Genomic DNA, 15,894 nt, shown 5'->3' with positions numbered 1-15,894 from the left:
GGAATCTTATGCTGTCTTCTCTACGAAGCCGTACCAAATTACTGCTATTGACGGTCATTCCTCTGATCGTCATTACCGCCTTGGTCATGGCGGTGAATTATCAGAGTGGGTTATCTACCTTACAAAAAGAGCTAGAAAACTACCGCACCGATCTGATTGATGCCAAGAAAAAAGAGCTGCAAGCCTATCTCATGATGGGGGTGACTGCGGTGAAACCTTTATATGAGAGTGATAAAGCCGGTGAAAACCAAGCGCAAGCCAAACAAATCCTCAAAGCGATGCGTTTTGACAGCGATGGCTATTTCTTTGCTTACGACTCACAAGGGGTCAATACCCTACATGCGATTAAGCCTGAATTAGAAGGCAAAAACCTCTACGGCATGAAAGATGAAAATGGTGTGGCGGTGATTGCTGGTTTAATTGATGCCTCAAAAACGGGCGATGGATTCCTCTATTTCTCTTGGCACAAACCGACGATTAATGCTCAAGCGCCGAAACTGGGTTATGCCGAATACCTACCAAAATGGGATTGGGTATTGGGGACGGGCATCTATATTGATGATGTCGATACCCAAGTGGCAGAGTTTCGCGCGCAGCGCGAGGCGGATCTCTACGATCAAATGATCTCCGCGATTGGGCTTTCGGTTGTCGGTTTAGTGTTCACTATTATTGCGGTGAGTGTTTTGGTGTCTCGCGGCATTGCACCACTGCAACATGTGGTGAGTTCATTACAGGCGGTGGCTGCGGGTGGCGGCGATTTAACCGCGCGGATTAAAGTTGAGAGCCAAGATGAGATTGGCGATGTGGCGAAAGCGTTTAACGCCTTTATGGATAAGCTGCATCCGCTCATGACCGATATCCGCGCCTCGGCCAATACGGTCGAAGCGGCTGCGCAGGAGTTGGATCAACAAACCTCGCAAGCCAGCCATAAGATGGATGGTCACTGTTTAGAGACCGATAAAGTTGTCGCCGCGGTGACTGAAATGAGCGCCACGGCGCGCGAAGTGGCGAGCAACACTTACTCGACCGCGCAAGCGATTGAATCCGCTAACAGCCAAATTGCTGTCGCGCAGAAAGAGGTGAATCTGGCGATTGATGGGATTGGTGAGTTGGTCAACGAAGTGAACCAAACCTCTGCCGCGGTAGGCGATCTCAGCCAACAGGCGGCGAAGATCACCCAAGTGCTGAAAGTGATTGGCGATATTGCTGAGCAAACCAATTTACTGGCACTGAATGCGGCGATTGAAGCGGCGCGAGCGGGTGAACAGGGGCGCGGCTTTGCTGTGGTGGCCGATGAAGTACGCTCACTGGCGAGTCGTACTCAAAATAGCACTAAAGAGATTGGTGAAATGCTCAATGCGCTGCACCAAGGGGTCAGTAAAGCGGTGCAGAGCATGAACATCAGCCAAGAGTGTGGTGAGAAAACCGCGCTGGAATCGGTGCAGATTAAAGAGAGCTTAGCGGGGATCTCCAAAGCGGTAAGCCTAATTCATGATATGGGTATTCAGACGGCTTCTGCGGCTGAGCAGCAAAGCGCCGTAGCAGAAGACATCAACCAAAATCTGGTCGCGATTCAGCAGATCGTCAATGAACTCAGTGAAAGCTTTAAACAGACCGAAAGCGTGAGCGCAAGTTTGTCCCATTCTGGGCAACAGATGGGCACTTTGGTTGGGCATTTTAAGCTTTAATCAACAGTGAAATTGCATCGCCGCTTGAGGTGATTCGAAACTTGAGAAGGGCCGCTTGCGGCCCTTCCTTTTCTCTGGCTTGAGTAAGCAAAACCGACGCCGAGAAAAGAGATGAGTCTGAAAGAGTTACCCACCGAATCGATGCCGCGCGAAAAATTGCTGCAACGCGGCCCGCAATCATTAAGTGATGCGGAATTGCTGGCGATTTTCCTACGTACAGGCACGCATGGTATGAATGTGCTCGCCTTGGCGGATCTGCTGCTGCGCGATTTTGGATCACTGCGCGCACTGTTCTGCGCCTCCAAGGAGCAGTTTTGTCGCCACAAAGGGTTGGGCGAAGCCAAATTTGTCCAGTTACAAGCGGTATTGGAGATGACGCAGCGTTATCTCGCTGAAACCTTAAAGCGCGGTGATGCACTCACCAGTCCGCAGCAAACCAAACTTTATTTATCGAGCGTTTTGCGCGATCGCCAACGAGAAGCCTTCTATATATTGTTTTTGGATAACCAACATCGTGTCATTCGTGATGAGATTTTATTTGAAGGGACGATTGATGCGGCGAGCGTTTACCCACGGGAAGTGGTTAAGCGGGCGCTGCACCATAATGCCGCTGCGGTAATACTGGCACACAACCACCCATCCGGTGTCGCGGAACCGAGTCAAGCCGATCGAAGGATCACCGATCGCCTGCGTGATGCACTCGGTTTGGTTGAGATTCGTGTGCTGGATCATTTTGTCGTCGGTGATGGGGAAGTGGTCTCTTTTGCTGAACGTGGCTGGATATAGTCAACACTTATGGTTTGCGGCATTTTTAAGCTTGTGAGTTAGCGAGAATCTGCTAATATGCCCCGACATTTTTTAACCCTGATTCAGCTCGCACCGTAAAAAGATCAGCAAATCCTGCGAAAAGGATCTGTTCGGGTCTTGAGCAATGTGCGGCAAGTTAGTATAATGCGCGACCTTTGATAGCCTTGTATGGGTATTCCATAACGGTTTTTAACCTCAACTTCTGATTTTGGAAAGAGAGAGGTTCGGCCACCAAGGTTGATATCGAGCTGAAACGATTTGGAGAAGACATTCATGTCACGAGTATGCCAAGTAACTGGTAAGCGTCCTGCAGTTGGTAACAACCGCTCACACGCAAAAAATGCTACTAAGCGTCGTTTTCTGCCGAACCTACAAACTCATCGTTTCTGGGTAGAGAGCGAAAAACGTTTTGTTAAACTACGTCTAACTGCTAAAGGTATGCGTATCATCGACAAGAAAGGCATCGATGCTGTTCTTGTAGAGATCCGTGCACGTGGCGAAAACGTTTAAGAGGAATTGAGCAATGGCTAAAGGCATTCGCGAAAAAATCCGCCTAGTATCATCTGCAGGTACAGGTCACTTCTACACCACTGATAAGAACAAGCGCAATATGCCTGGCAAGTTCGAGATCAAGAAATATGATCCTGTAGTTCGCCAGCACGTTGTGTACAAAGAAGCAAAAATCAAGTAATTGATTTAGCTCTTGTTTACAGTGTTGTAAAAAAACCCAGCCTTTGGTTGGGTTTTTTTCTGCCTGTTATTTGGGTTTTGGCTGCCAATAACAGAAAGGCCAAGGTATAGAGCTCCTCTTATACTCAAACTACTTGGTGTTGCAGCTTCAAGTAGCAAGGGGATGACTAGGATCTCACTAAGCACTTTGTTAATCTCAAAACGTTTGCTTATCGCAAGGAGTGATTATGCGCGTTTCTCCCAATCGACGTCGCCGTTGGAACAACATTCTGATTTTGTCTGTGATTGCTTTTATCGCGGTGATTAATCTGCCGACCGTGATTAAAAGCTATTTATTGCCCGATCCTGCGAGCCAGTTTCCAAGCTTACTGAGAACAGACGCCACCTTACAGGCGTTGCATTTCCCTGCGTTTTCATTAGAAAAAAGCCGCGAAGAGTGGCAGTCGGAGCCTGAGTTGAGTGTTGATGGGCAAGAATTAGTGCAGCGTTGGCATGCACTCACTGGGACAGAAGTGGATGAGGCGACGTATCGTGCCCTGCAACCTACGTTGCCAAACGCACAAACGATAGAAGTGTGGTATGCCGATCGCGAAGAGCCACAAAGGATCACCTTCTATCAAACCCCACAATTTTGGTTGCTAAAAAACTGGCAAGATCGTTGGATTGCGGTCTCGGCCGAAGCGAGTTATCTATTCCCTGCGCCATTGTAAGAGGTTGTCATGCCTGAATTACCTGAAGTTGAAGTCAGCCGTTTAGGGATCTCCCCACATTTGGTCGGCGGCACGATTCAATCCTTAGTGTTACGTACGCCCAAGTTGCGCTGGCCGATCCCTCAAGAGCTGAAACAGCTTGAAGGGCAGACTATTCTCGCGATTCATCGCCGCGCTAAATATCTTATTATTGAAACCGCCGTCGGCAGTGCGATTGTGCATTTGGGTATGTCTGGCTCGCTGCGTATTTTGGATGGCGATTTTCCTGCTGCGAAACACGATCATGTGGATCTGGTGATGACCAGCGGCAAACGGCTGCGCTATAACGATCCGCGCCGCTTCGGGGCTTGGTTATGGTGTGCGCCTGATGAGAGCCATGAAGTGCTCGGGCGTTTGGGGCCTGAGCCGCTGACCGAAGCCTTTAACGCTGAATATATGATGGACAAAGCGCACAACAAACGCATCGCAGTAAAAGCTTTCATCATGGATAACGCAGCGGTCGTGGGGGTGGGGAATATCTATGCCAATGAATCGCTGTTTACATCACGCCTCCATCCACTGCGCCCCGCTCATTCGCTGAGCTTAGAGGAGTGGCAAACCTTAGTGGCGAACATCAAACAAGTGCTGCAAGTGGCGATTAAGCAAGGCGGCACCACGCTGAAAGACTTTACCCAAAGCGATGGTAAGCCGGGCTATTTCGCGCAAGAGCTGCAAGTGTATGGCAAAGCCAAACAGCCTTGCCCGAATTGTGGTGAGCCGCTTTGCGAGCAGAAAATTGCTCAGCGCAATACCTTTTTCTGCCCGCAGTGCCAGCATTGATATACCCAAACGACTTAGAGTTGCAGGTAGCCAACACCGCTGCAGCTTCAAGTAGGAAGGGGATCGAGGGATGCGAGCTTGCATCCTTTTGAAGCGCTAGATTTTTTTCTTTTGATGTAGAGCGTTAGCGACAATAGTGGGCACAAACTCATCCACATTACCGCCGTGGATCGCCACTTCTCGCACTAAGGTTGACGAGATAAATGCGTGCTCTTCGGCGGGCGTTAAAAACACACTCTCTAAGCCCGGCATTAAACGGCGATACATATTGGTGAGACCAAATTCGTATTCAAAATCGACTGTGGTACGCAAGCCGCGGATCAAGACATTCGCTTTTTCGGCTTTGGCAAAATCAACTAACAATCCGGAAAAGCCTTTCGCGCTGACGTTATCCAGATGAGAGGTGACATGGCGCGCGAACTCGACCCGCTCTTCGAGCGTAAACAGAGTGTTTTTACTCGGGCTGGCGGCCACGGCGATGATCACTTCATCAAACATTTGCGCGGCGCGCTCAATCAGATCCAGATGTCCGTTAGTGATGGGGTCAAAAGTGCCGGGGTAAATCACTCGGGAAAGACGTTTTTGGCTCACAATCCGTTACTCATCAATCAGGGAAGTGGCCTCATCCTAACAAAAAGCCTCACATTTACCTATGAAGTCGGTATGATGAGCATGCAAAATTTCACACCTTATCGAGCACAATGAAAAAGTTACTGGTTATTCGCAACGATAAAATTGGCGATTTTATGCTGGCTTGGCCAAGTTTCGCTATGCTGAAAGCTTCTCTGCCGGATTGTCATATCACCGCGCTGGTGCCGAAATACACCGCCGCACTGGCAGAACTTTGTCCATGGATTGACGCGGTGATCATCGACCCCGGCCAACAGGCGGATAAAGCGCAGCATAAGAAGTTGGTGCAAAGCTTAAAAGCGCAGCAGTTTGATGCTTCTATTAACCTGTTTTCGACCATGTATAACGCGCTCTTAGTGTGGAAAGCACGCATTCCTTACCGTTTAGCGCCGGCGACCAAATTGGCGCAGATTTTCTATCAGCACCGCATTAAGCAAAAGCGCTCGCAATCGGCCAAGCCGGAATACGAATATAATCTTGATTTGGTACGTGCTTTTTTGCGTGATATCGGCCAGCCGATTATTGAGCCGAACGCGCCGTATCTGACCTTTCCTGCTGAGCAGTTGGCGGCGCAGCGCAGCAAACTCGCTGAGCAGCTAGAGCTTAATCCGGCTAAGGCGTGGCTTTTTGTCCACGCCGGCAGTGGCGGCTCCGCGAATAATCTCTCTTTGACGCAATACAGTGAGTTAGTGACAGGCGTGGTGGATGAGCACAAACAAGTGGTGCTCACCGCAGGGCCCGGTGAAGAAGAGAAAGCGGCGCAATTGCAAAGCTTGCTGGCTGAGCAAGGCGTGATCGCGGCCTTGTACGCCAAAAATGACGGGCTGGTGGATTTCACTCGTTCGCTGGCGTGCGCGCAGCTTTTCATCGCGGGCTCGACAGGGCCTTTGCATATCGCGGCAGCCTTGGATGTGCCTACGGTCGGATTCTTCCCAGCCAAGCGTTCAGCAACGCCACTGCGCTGGCGCCCACTCAACTCGCAAGGTAAGCACATCGCTTTTTGTCCGCCGCCTGCAGACGATAAAGCAAACCAAGAGAACATGAGTCGGATTGATATGAAGAGCGTATTGACTGAGCTTACGCCTTGGCTACGTAGTGTGCAGCTTTAATCATTAAAAAAGGGAGCTGCGGCTCCCTTTGTCTTTGTTACTTTACTCGATAGATATCCGCTTAGCGTTTGTAGTGCTCGTCATTATCACGTGCCCACAAATCAGCGTATTTCACAAAGGTGGAGTGTGCAGAGAGCAGTGCAATTAAAAATCCCTGTTTTCCATCTAAAAAACCGCGCTTGAGCAGATACATTTTCAAAAAGCAGCCCACAGCATGGACGATGCCTTGAGAAAGGGAAGCCTTCTTGCCTTTCGCCTGACGCTGATCCGCCCACGCTTTGGCGTAACCCGCGGATTTCACCAGATAGTGGTGCACATCGTTATAGGTGTAGTGAATCGCATCGCCCGCTAAAGTTTCGACTTTCATGCTTGGTTCAACGTGTACCTTTTCATGCACTAATGCGCCATTGTAGCGAGTCAGTTGAGTTGGGTAGAGGCGCAGTACGCGATCGGGGTACCAACCACTATGGCGGATAAAGCGACCAAACACCCAACTGAGGCGTGCAAATTGATACAAGGTATCCGGCTTATTAGCGGCAACGGCTTGTAAAATGCTCTGCTTGAGCTCAGGTGTGACTCGCTCATCGGCATCCAGCCACAGCACATAATCCGATTGGACATAAGATTGTGCCAATTGGCGCTGCGGGCCAAAGCCCGGCCACTTTGCATTCACGTAAAATTTTTCAGTGTAACGATGCGCGACCTGCTCGGTTTCATCGTGACTGCCAGAATCGAGCACTACGATCTCATCAACCCAGTCGTGCACGGTTTGTAAGCACTCATCCAGATGACGCGCTTCATTTTTTACTATCAATGCGACAGCAAGCGTTGGTTTATTCACGAAAAATCCTCGCTACGAATAAATCTGGGTATAAAAGGTGTGTCAATCGTTCACCCGTGTGGCCATGATGTCAGCAGCGGCACGCTCAAACATCGCAATCACTTGTTGCGCAGTGATGCGCTGCATCGCATTGGGGTCTTTAACCCGCGTGCGCCAATCAACCTGCTGCGGCGTTTTACCGGTTTCCGCAAGTAAAGCTTCTTGGTAAGCGGAAACAACATAGTGGCGATAATGGTATGGACCTGTGCGCTCAGGATTATGGTGAGCGTAGAGACCAATGATTGGTGTATGCATGGCATTAGCCATATGCGCAGGGCCTGTATCGGGGGCGATCACCAAATCTGCCTTTGCGAGCAGTGCGAGCATCTGTTGCAGCGTGCTTTTTCCCACCAAGTTTAAGACGGGGTGAGCGAGTGCTTGCTCCACTTGCGCGGCCAGATCGCGCTCAACTTGTGCTGGGCTTCCGGCCAAGATCACTTGCCAGCCTTGTTGTTGGGCATGTTCAATAACTGCTGCATAGCCCTCTACCGTCCAATTCTTATAAGCTTTGCTTGCTCCGGGCACCACAACTAAGCGAGGCTGCTCGGGCTGAAACTGCGCCTCAGCCCATGTCAGATCGTCAGGTTGGCAGGTGAGTGACCACTTAGGCTCAATATCGCGAATACCTAAGTGCTCAACAAACGCCAATAAACCATCTAAGACGTGCATTTTGTCCGGTGAGGGAACTTTGACATTGGTAAACCAAGTTTGAAAATCTTGGCTGCGCGCCGCATCAAAACCCAGTTTATAGCGAGCTTTGATCCCCAAAGTCGCAATGCTGGCGCGAAAAGCGTACTGCATGTGCAGCAGCGCATCAAAACGCTCAGACTTTAATTGCTGCCAAAGCTGAGTATAAGCACGCCATCCGAGTTTTTTATCAAACACGATGACCTGAATATCGGGCAGAGATTGGATAAGTTCTGCTTCCAGTTTACCCGTCACCCAAGTGATGCGTGTTTGCGGCCATTGGCGTTGAATCGCTTGTACGGCAGCTATCGTATTACAGACATCACCAATCGCCGATAAACGCAGGATACAGAGGGAGTGTGGGGCTGATTGAAACAATGCCATAGCCAAGCCTATTCGATAAAACTATTCGATAATTGAGCCAGAATTATGCAGAGCTGACCAGAAAATGTAAAATGCAGCACGCCAGATGCAGAGCAAAACTGCAAAACTACCGGATAACGATAGGAATCGCCCCTTGATACAGACGTTCAACGACGCGCAGCAGAAAGTTTGGTTTGACGACGCGCTTTTGCATGAAGACCCAAGTCAATGTTGTAACCCCGAGTTTTGGCAGCAAAACGGTAAAGTGCTCGGAAGCGCGACAGGGCGAGGCACCACGTGGTTTGTACAGTTGCAACAGACACAAGGTGCGTTGCGTCATTATCGTCGTGGTGGTTTGTTTGGCAAACTAGTGGCCGATTCTTACGGGTTCATCGGTTGGGAAAAGACTCGCAGCTATCAAGAATTTATGCTGCTCAATCACTTGCGCGATGCTGGCGTTAACGTGCCGCGCCCGATTGCCGCTCGCGTACAAAAACATGGACTTCTGTATAAAGCCGATCTCTTAAGTGAAAAAGTGCCGAATGCCCGCGATCTTGTGAGTATCTTGCAAGAAAGCCCGATTAGCGATGAACTCTATCGTAAAATCGGCCGTGAGATCCGCAAAATGCACGATGCGCAAGTCAACCACACCGATCTTAATATTCATAACATCTTGATTGATGACCAAGAGAAGGTATGGATTATTGATTTTGATAAGTGTTATGTGCAATCAGGTCATAGTTGGAAACAAGGAAATCTCAAACGATTGAAGAGGTCGTTTGAGAAAGAAGTCTGCAAGCGAAGGATTAATTGGAGTCTTGAAGCGTTTGCTATTATTTCTAGCTATAAACATGAAGAGTAAAATATGCTATACGATCAGATTACATTCGTAATTCAAGGACCTATTACACCGTCCATTACCTCCACATCTGTTCGACGTTTACGATCAATTTTCCCAGGCTGTCAAATTATCGTATCTACTTGGGAAGGAGAAAATACGCAAGATATTGAAGCTGATCTTATTATTTATAATAAAGATCCAGGTTCAACTATATTTGTATATAGTAAACGAAATGATGCTATACCTGTTAATATAAATCGACAAATTGTGTCAACTGTTTCTGGGTTACGCCATGTAAAAACTAAATTTGCAGCGAAATTGAGAGCTGATAATATTTTAAACAAAAGAAGGGTATTAGAAATTTTTGAGCAATTTCCTTTACGTAAGGAGGGTTATGCAGTTCTGAATAACAGGCTTGTTTGTTCTAATTATTTCGCGAAGGAGTTTGAGAGGGGGCTACGTGTACCTTTCTTCTTCTCTGATTTTTTCCAATTTGGTGAGGTTGAGGATCTACTTAAAGTATGGGATTGTGATTTATATAATGATTATGATTTCAAATCAACATTGAGTGGTAAGAAGCAGCACAAATATTATCCAAATGACAGTGTTAATGTAGAGCAGAAAATTTGGAGCAATGCAGCAAGAAAACTATATCCTTATGAATTAAAAGATGAACATGGTGATCATTTTGCAAGGCAACAATCGTATAATTTTATGATAAATAATCTTATCATTGTTGACGGAGATGAACTTGGATTAGATGTACCAAAACGTCTTCGACACTCAAATAGCTATCCCTACGATTTTTTTACATTTCAAAGATGGAAATGGTTGTATGAAAACGAGTTTTTAAAAACTAAAAACACTCCATTAAACTTCAAATTTTTTTTGGTATTTTTCACTCATAATTAAGACTATTAGGAAAGGAGTTAGGCTAAAATTAAGAAAAACCTTAACTCCTATGTTTATTAAAGTTAGAGATTGATATTTAATTAAAAGAATAGATCTTTTTGAGTATACGGCCTATTTGATTTCTATAGTAACGGTATAGACGTTTCTTATCACATGGTATTGATGTTATTTGATTAAGATACAGCCAATCCTTAAGGTCATATTCAAGTGCCAGATTGCCTCGTTTATAGAAGCGCTCAGTGATATCAAGCCCTATATTTTCTGGACAATCCATGAGTAAGTTATTGGCCATAAACTGTGACCAAAATTCTTCACCTAAGCCTGCGTGATCGCAGGTTTTACTTTCAATATGGTGCTCCTCACCGAGTAGCGCTGAGATCCAGTTCAGACACAAAACTTGCTCTGTCGCTGGGGGGCGTGCTTTGTAGCCCGGCTTAAGCGTGAAGTGTAATTCTGGTATCCAGCGATCAGACCAAATAGTCAGGAGATCTTGGGTCAGTCCAAAATCAAACAGATCGCTTTTATGAAAATGCACCGGATGTCCGTAGTGGCTCGAAATAAAAAACGTACTGCTGGTGAGCACTCGCTGAGTCAAAAATTGATAATTTTGCGCTCGGGGGAGATCGGCATATTGTTCATACAACTCAACAAATTGGCGACCCGTCAGCAGGTTATCGGTACGTAACTTAACTGCATAAGGCGTTTTTACCGCTTTCAGCCCCATGTGGGTGCTGTACATCTGACGGTTATTATTGAGTTTAATTGGCTGACCGTCATAAAAAACGGTATTTGCGCCGGGATCATCCAATTCCAACACTTGGTCGTAATCGAGCCCATCCAACGGCTGCCCTTTCCAAGTCGAAAGAATGATGGTCGATTTAGGAAAAAAGCGCCGTATGGAGTTCAAACACTGCTCTGTGATGCCCACGATTTGCTGACGACTGGCGCTTGCTTGCACCGGCCCCTGCACAACAAAGGTGATCGCTTCATCATCAATCTTGATCATGGTTGTGGCTGCCTCAAAAAGTCAGTGTACTCATCTGGTACGCCACAAAAAATGACCTCATGACGGGCGATCAAGTGGTAGTGAATATTTAACCCTTTTTGAATGAGCAGGTTGTAGAGTGGCGCAATGTATAGCTCGCCTCGTTCCCATTCTTGGCTAGGCATGGCAACGTATTCGCGATACGCCTCCAAGTAATCCTCTTTACGATTGAAGTGATAAAGCCCAGTACTACAGAGATCGGAAATCGGATTCTTCTCGGCGGTTTGAATCACTTTGGTGCTGCCAGCATGTTCTGGTTTAGCGAAAGACCAGTTGTCACCACCGCCCTGAAATACTTCTAGGTAGCCATCGCTGTGTTGGCTAATGTCAGGAAATACAAAATTCGGACGGAATGTGTCGATGTTAAACACCGTGATCGAGCCTTGATAGTCCACGCCCTGTTTTGCGAGTTCTTCTAACCCCAAAGTCACCGTTTCTGCTTGGCCGCGAGTTTCGGTATGCAATTCAGCAATGTAAAACTGGTTAATGCCAAGCTGAGTCGCTTTTTCGCGCACAAAGGCTGCAGTGTCGTAAACATTGCGCACAATAAACAGAAACGGAGTGCTAGCAAAATAGGCGGCAAAGCTGTTGACCGAGTGTTCAAACAGAGTTTGACCATGGGCTTCAAGCATATATTTAGGCTGGGTATAGCCGGCTTTAAAGAAGCGAGAACTCATTCCCGCCATTGGGATCACAATCATTGAGCAAGCCTTAATAAAATTTGGTGGAGACGAAATGCATTCGCAAACAAGGCATCTTGGCGGCGACGATCATCGGCATGCAAAGGCAACATGGAGAGGAATAGTTGAATTTGCATCGCGTAGAGATTTTTCGCCGTGAGACCGAAGGTCTGTTCAATCAGTTCGATAAAACCTTGTTGCGTCTCTTTATGATGGCTCTGTTCGGCAATCTTTAATTCGATCGCGTTATCGGCAATCTCAACATGGTAGTAACCGGCAATAATCCAGTCATATAAACCTAGAATCGAATGACTCAGTTTAGCGAGATCGTAGCGGATATCACCATACAGTGTTTTCTGCCCGTCAGGCGTCATTCCTCTAGGATCAATCGTCTTAATTTTGTTGGCTCGGAAGTCATACAAAATATTGCTAAAGCAAAAATCACCGTGTAAGACCCCTAGCAAGGGTTTGCTATCAGGTAGATGTTTTTGGCTATCACGTAGAATTTGCGCTAGCGAAATATTTTGTCCAGCAAACTGCCATTGATCTTCTAAAGTGATGTGTCGCGCTGTACAGAATTCGTTAAGGCGTAGAGCGGTTTTATCGGCAAACAGTATGTCGAGAGTATTGATGGGAGCATTGGGCTCGACCGTTTGCTCAAGGCATAGACTTAAAAACTCCACTGCGCTAGCTAAGATTTTCTGCCAGATTTGGCTCGGTAATCTGGAAAAAACGAATAATTCGTTCAGTGCTGTTAGGTAGAGATACTCTAAACGATAGGAAATTTTCCCCTCGCTGTTTTGGCTGCCTAAATATTGTGGAATGAAACCACGCATCGCCATCGGCAGATTGTCAAACCAGTAAGCTTCAGCGGCGATTTTTTGGTTTTTGATGCTCGACTTTTCAATCCATTTAGCGGTGATGGTCAGTTCATTAAAGGCGCGCTGAGTGGTGAATTCGGCTTTAGAGTGATAGTAAGTATTCACATGGCCAAAATCGAGCCAACCGATGGAATTGACGGCACTTAAGCCGACGCTTTTATGATAGCGATTGAGGCCTGCAATAAACTTCCATTCACTCTGTGTGATACAACGAACCAGTTCCCGTGGTCGGCTGAATTTGAAGTAACCATCGATAATTCGCTGACTTTCGTGACTCATGGGCGTATTGGCATCTTGTAGCCAATCAACGTCATCATTAGTTAATACGGCCCAGTTATAGCTGTCTTTTGCGGTGGAAACGCTGACGATATCATCGCCAACGGGTAGTTGGTTAAATAGCGTATCACCGTAGAGGATGTGCAGTGGTGCATTGAGTAAGTGCCCACTAATATTGAGTGCCGCCACCAGTGATGCCCCTAAACTGAGTCCATCCGGCGTCGCGATAATTGTCACCTGATGTTGTTCAAGCCATTGGCGGTCAATCTCTGAGACCACATAAGACTCAGGCAAAGAGAGATAGACTTTTACGCCTTGTGGTGCCAAAGCGACTTGATGCTGAAACAGGCGACGATTGCCTAACGGCAGAAAACTCGGAGGAATACGCCCAAATTCAGATTCCAACTCTTGGCCAACATAGGCACCAGACATAATTAGGAACATGATTTTTCCTTCTCAAAGAGTTGGTGGATCTCTTCCAAACTCATCGAGGCAAATTCGGAAGGGCGCACGGCGCGATCATCAATGTAAAAGCCATCGTGCCCACACCAAGGTTTTCCTACTAAAATTTCATCATAAGGCACTTGGTGTTTATCCAGCCACTCAGTAATGATAGGAAGCGTGTGGATATTGATTTTGCCGACGTTACCTTCATAAGTGCGCATATTACGCGCCGTCGAAATCACAATCTCAAACCCTTGTTGGTGGTACTCGCGAAGCTGTTCAATCACATCAAGCCGAGGTAGCACGTTACGATAATCTGAAGTATTGGCTTGGGTGAGAGTGCCGTCGAGGTCGACGATTAATTTTTTCATTGGGCGAATTCCTTAGTAAAACCTAATTCGGTCAAGGTGTTTTCGAGAGCTCCACGATTTTGCATCACAATCGCTAAGGCATTTTTTCCGCACTGCTGCCGTTCTTGAACATCAGCAAACCAATGGTTTACCAGCTTGGCAATAGTTTCTGATTGGTCAGCAATCACACAGGCATGTGCATTGATGAGCGCGTGGGTGATATCAGTAAAGTTGTAAAAACTAGAGCCTGTAATGATGGGTTTTGCCAGTGCAGCAGGTTCAAGCAAATTATGCCCACCGACTTTTTTGCCCACTAAACTGCCACCCATAAAACACACATCAGAAGCGCCGAGTAATACCAGCATCTCTCCCATGGTATCGCCGAGATACACTTGAGTGTCGGAGGTTATGGTTTGTTGGCTGCTACGAGTTTGCACTGAAAAAAGGCTAGCTGCGAGCTTATGCACTGCCGCAAAACGTTCAGGATGGCGCGGCACTAAAATCAACAAAGCATTAGGATGCTGCTTGAGGATTTCTTGATGTGCCGCAAGCACAATTTCATCTTCACCTTGATGTGTGCTGGCGGCTATCCAGACTGGACGATGTTTACCTAAAGCCGTTCTGAGCGCTTCACCTTGAGCAATCACCTCATAGGTGATGTTGATATCAAACTTAATCGAACCGGTAATTTTGATTTTTGTCTCAGCCACACCGAGCTGAATAAAACGCTGCGCATCGTCTGCAAATTGACATAACACTAGGCTGAGAGGTTTCGCCATACTGTTAAAGAACGGGCGAATACGCTGATAGCCGCGATAGGATTTTTCCGAAAGTCGTGCATTCACGAGTGTAATCGGCAAACCCGCTTTGGCAACGGTATGCAGAGTATTTGGCCACAGTTCTGTTTCCACTATGATCAATTGGCAAGGTCGGACACGACGCAAAAAGCCTCTTACTGCAAACGAAAAATCAATCGGGGTATAGCGATGCTCAACCCAATCCGCCAACTTTTCCGCTTGTTCTGCACCCGTCGGGGTCGTGGTAGTCAGCAGAATTGGTGTATTCGGTGAACGTTGCTTAATTTGTTTTATGAGTGGCGTTACCGCTAGGGTTTCACCCACCGACGCGGCATGGATCCAGATCGGTGGGTTTGTGGCTTTTAGTGGTGGGGTAGCGCCGAAATGCTCTTTCCAACGTTTTCCGACACTGGGTTTCCCCTGTTTATGGCGATAGAGGCCATACAGTAAAAACGGTGCAGCTAAAGTGAGTAAAAGCGTATAAAGCGTACGGAGCAGCATTATTTTTTCACGAGATCTTCGGGATTGATGTGTGTCCATTTACCACGAGGTTTATCAATGTACTGGAAGTGTTCATTGGTAAAGGTGCCCTGAATACATACGTATTTACGATCTTGGGTGTGAATCACCGCTTTAGCAGACAAGATGTTATTGAGTACCGTTGGTCCTGTGGAGTGATACACCCCCATCGAAGGCTCGTAGTGATTCACGTTATAAACCACCTGTTCAATAGTGGCCTGCAGATCGGGATTGTTTGGTGCAGTCGCAATGAAGTAGTTGGTGATCTCGGTATTATTTTTAATGCGAATATACAGCTCTTGTGAGTCGCCGAGCAGCTTATCGAGCGGCCATACCAGCGTGGCATCAATATCCATATACACACCACCATAGGTATTGAGTACCACTAAACGCCATAAGTCAGCTTGGGCTGCACCGTTAGTGAGGCGTGAATAAGCGTCATAAACTTCTGGTGATGCATGTTCTTTTAAGAACTCACCACGCGCTTCGGTACTCACATAGCGATAGTCACAGTTGAGCGACATGAGACGGTTAAACAAATAGTTAAGATAAACCGGTAATGAAGCTTGATCGGTGAAGTTGGTTTGCCAAATGGTGCGTGGAATGGTGGCATTGGCGCGCATTTTTAGCTTGGCGGGTGAGTAAGCGGGAATCGTAAACCGCAGCTTTGGAAACATCCAATGAAACGGGTAAGAGAGCATCTTAAACAGGTTGCCAGTCAGGCGGATCAGTCGATTGGCGATCAATACGGTTACTTTGCTCATAT

At 47.1% G+C, this 15,894-nt stretch carries 17 protein-coding genes and 1 pseudogene; 9 read left to right on the top strand and 9 right to left on the bottom strand.

What is annotated here, in order from left to right; translation table 11 throughout:
* Window positions 1-8: 8 nt before the first annotated feature.
* The 6 genes from CEQ48_RS18035 to mutM all read left to right on the top strand — a co-directional run bounded on the left by CEQ48_RS18035 (window position 9) and on the right by mutM (window position 4,714).
* Window positions 9-1,688: a methyl-accepting chemotaxis protein gene (locus tag CEQ48_RS18035; RefSeq protein WP_198301201.1), complete on the top strand. Its 1,680-nt coding sequence runs from the start codon at window positions 9-11 to the stop codon at window positions 1,686-1,688.
* Between the two features lie 111 nt (window positions 1,689-1,799).
* The gene (gene radC, locus CEQ48_RS18030) at window positions 1,800-2,474 is read left to right on the top strand and encodes a RadC family protein (protein ID WP_000053459.1); all 675 of its coding nucleotides are present in this window, start codon (window positions 1,800-1,802) and stop codon (window positions 2,472-2,474) included.
* Between the two features lie 294 nt (window positions 2,475-2,768).
* Window positions 2,769-3,005: a 50S ribosomal protein L28 gene (rpmB, locus tag CEQ48_RS18025; protein WP_000091952.1), complete on the top strand. Its 237-nt coding sequence runs from the start codon at window positions 2,769-2,771 to the stop codon at window positions 3,003-3,005.
* Between the two features lie 13 nt (window positions 3,006-3,018).
* Window positions 3,019-3,186: a 50S ribosomal protein L33 gene (rpmG, locus tag CEQ48_RS18020; RefSeq protein WP_001051801.1), complete on the top strand. Its 168-nt coding sequence runs from the start codon at window positions 3,019-3,021 to the stop codon at window positions 3,184-3,186.
* A gap of 226 nt (window positions 3,187-3,412) precedes the next feature.
* Window positions 3,413-3,895 carry a hypothetical protein gene (locus tag CEQ48_RS18015; RefSeq protein WP_001266250.1) on the top strand — a complete coding sequence of 161 codons (483 nt, stop codon included), beginning with the start codon at window positions 3,413-3,415 and terminating at the stop codon, window positions 3,893-3,895.
* A gap of 9 nt (window positions 3,896-3,904) precedes the next feature.
* Window positions 3,905-4,714, top strand: a complete 810-nt coding sequence (gene mutM / locus CEQ48_RS18010; RefSeq protein WP_089072158.1) for a bifunctional DNA-formamidopyrimidine glycosylase/DNA-(apurinic or apyrimidinic site) lyase — start codon at window positions 3,905-3,907, stop codon at window positions 4,712-4,714.
* Window positions 4,715-4,810: 96 nt separating this feature from the next.
* On the opposite strand, the gene coaD is transcribed toward mutM, so the two are convergent.
* Window positions 4,811-5,305 carry a pantetheine-phosphate adenylyltransferase gene (coaD, locus tag CEQ48_RS18005; protein ID WP_000078886.1) on the bottom strand — a complete coding sequence of 165 codons (495 nt, stop codon included), beginning with the start codon at window positions 5,303-5,305 and terminating at the stop codon, window positions 4,811-4,813.
* Between the two features lie 110 nt (window positions 5,306-5,415).
* On the opposite strand from coaD, the gene CEQ48_RS18000 reads away from it, so the two are divergent.
* Window positions 5,416-6,453 carry a glycosyltransferase family 9 protein gene (locus CEQ48_RS18000; RefSeq protein WP_089072157.1) on the top strand — a complete coding sequence of 346 codons (1,038 nt, stop codon included), beginning with the start codon at window positions 5,416-5,418 and terminating at the stop codon, window positions 6,451-6,453.
* 61 nt (window positions 6,454-6,514) lie between these two features.
* On the opposite strand, the gene CEQ48_RS17995 is transcribed toward CEQ48_RS18000, so the two are convergent.
* Entirely contained in the window at window positions 6,515-7,294 is a 780-nt protein-coding gene (locus CEQ48_RS17995; protein WP_089072156.1) for a glycosyltransferase family 2 protein, read from the bottom strand.
* A gap of 42 nt (window positions 7,295-7,336) precedes the next feature.
* Complete coding sequence (locus tag CEQ48_RS17990; RefSeq protein WP_198301200.1) at window positions 7,337-8,404, bottom strand: glycosyltransferase family 9 protein; 1,068 nt, start codon at window positions 8,402-8,404, stop codon at window positions 7,337-7,339.
* Window positions 8,405-8,537: 133 nt separating this feature from the next.
* Here CEQ48_RS17990 and CEQ48_RS17985 point away from each other — a divergent pair, with 133 nt between their 5' ends.
* Entirely contained in the window at window positions 8,538-9,245 is a 708-nt protein-coding gene (locus CEQ48_RS17985; RefSeq protein ID WP_198301199.1) for a 3-deoxy-D-manno-octulosonic acid kinase, read from the top strand.
* 3 nt (window positions 9,246-9,248) lie between these two features.
* Window positions 9,249-10,209, top strand: a pseudogene (locus CEQ48_RS17980) (WavE lipopolysaccharide synthesis family protein).
* Window positions 10,210-10,212: 3 nt separating this feature from the next.
* On the opposite strand, the gene CEQ48_RS17975 reads toward CEQ48_RS17980, so the two are convergent.
* From CEQ48_RS17975 to CEQ48_RS17950, 6 genes are read right to left on the bottom strand one after another with little or no spacing between them, the layout of a single operon-like run.
* The gene (locus CEQ48_RS17975) at window positions 10,213-11,142 is read right to left on the bottom strand and encodes a WavE lipopolysaccharide synthesis family protein (protein WP_089072153.1); all 930 of its coding nucleotides are present in this window, start codon (window positions 11,140-11,142) and stop codon (window positions 10,213-10,215) included.
* The gene (locus tag CEQ48_RS17970; RefSeq protein WP_089072152.1) at window positions 11,139-11,882 is read right to left on the bottom strand and encodes a glycosyltransferase family 2 protein; all 744 of its coding nucleotides are present in this window, start codon (window positions 11,880-11,882) and stop codon (window positions 11,139-11,141) included. The genes CEQ48_RS17975 and CEQ48_RS17970 overlap by 4 nt, the downstream gene beginning before the upstream one ends.
* Window positions 11,879-13,462 carry a glycosyltransferase family protein gene (locus tag CEQ48_RS17965; RefSeq protein WP_089072151.1) on the bottom strand — a complete coding sequence of 528 codons (1,584 nt, stop codon included), beginning with the start codon at window positions 13,460-13,462 and terminating at the stop codon, window positions 11,879-11,881. Before CEQ48_RS17965 ends, CEQ48_RS17970 begins: the two co-directional genes overlap by 4 nt.
* On the bottom strand, window positions 13,453-13,833 hold the full coding sequence (locus tag CEQ48_RS17960) for an HAD-IIIC family phosphatase (RefSeq protein ID WP_000734013.1): 381 nt from the start codon (window positions 13,831-13,833) through the stop codon (window positions 13,453-13,455). The genes CEQ48_RS17965 and CEQ48_RS17960 overlap by 10 nt, the downstream gene beginning before the upstream one ends.
* Complete coding sequence (waaA, locus tag CEQ48_RS17955; protein ID WP_198301198.1) at window positions 13,830-15,110, bottom strand: lipid IV(A) 3-deoxy-D-manno-octulosonic acid transferase; 1,281 nt, start codon at window positions 15,108-15,110, stop codon at window positions 13,830-13,832. Before waaA ends, CEQ48_RS17960 begins: the two co-directional genes overlap by 4 nt.
* Complete coding sequence (locus CEQ48_RS17950) at window positions 15,110-15,892, bottom strand: glycosyltransferase family 32 protein (RefSeq protein WP_181715198.1); 783 nt, start codon at window positions 15,890-15,892, stop codon at window positions 15,110-15,112. The genes waaA and CEQ48_RS17950 overlap by 1 nt, the downstream gene beginning before the upstream one ends.
* Window positions 15,893-15,894: the final 2 nt, after the last annotated feature.

This window comes from Vibrio tarriae, assembly GCF_002216685.1.
In the GTDB taxonomy this organism is placed as follows: domain Bacteria; phylum Pseudomonadota; class Gammaproteobacteria; order Enterobacterales; family Vibrionaceae; genus Vibrio; species Vibrio tarriae.
The sequence above is the reverse complement of the archived record's forward strand: the minus strand, read 5'-3'. Positions and strand labels throughout refer to the sequence as shown.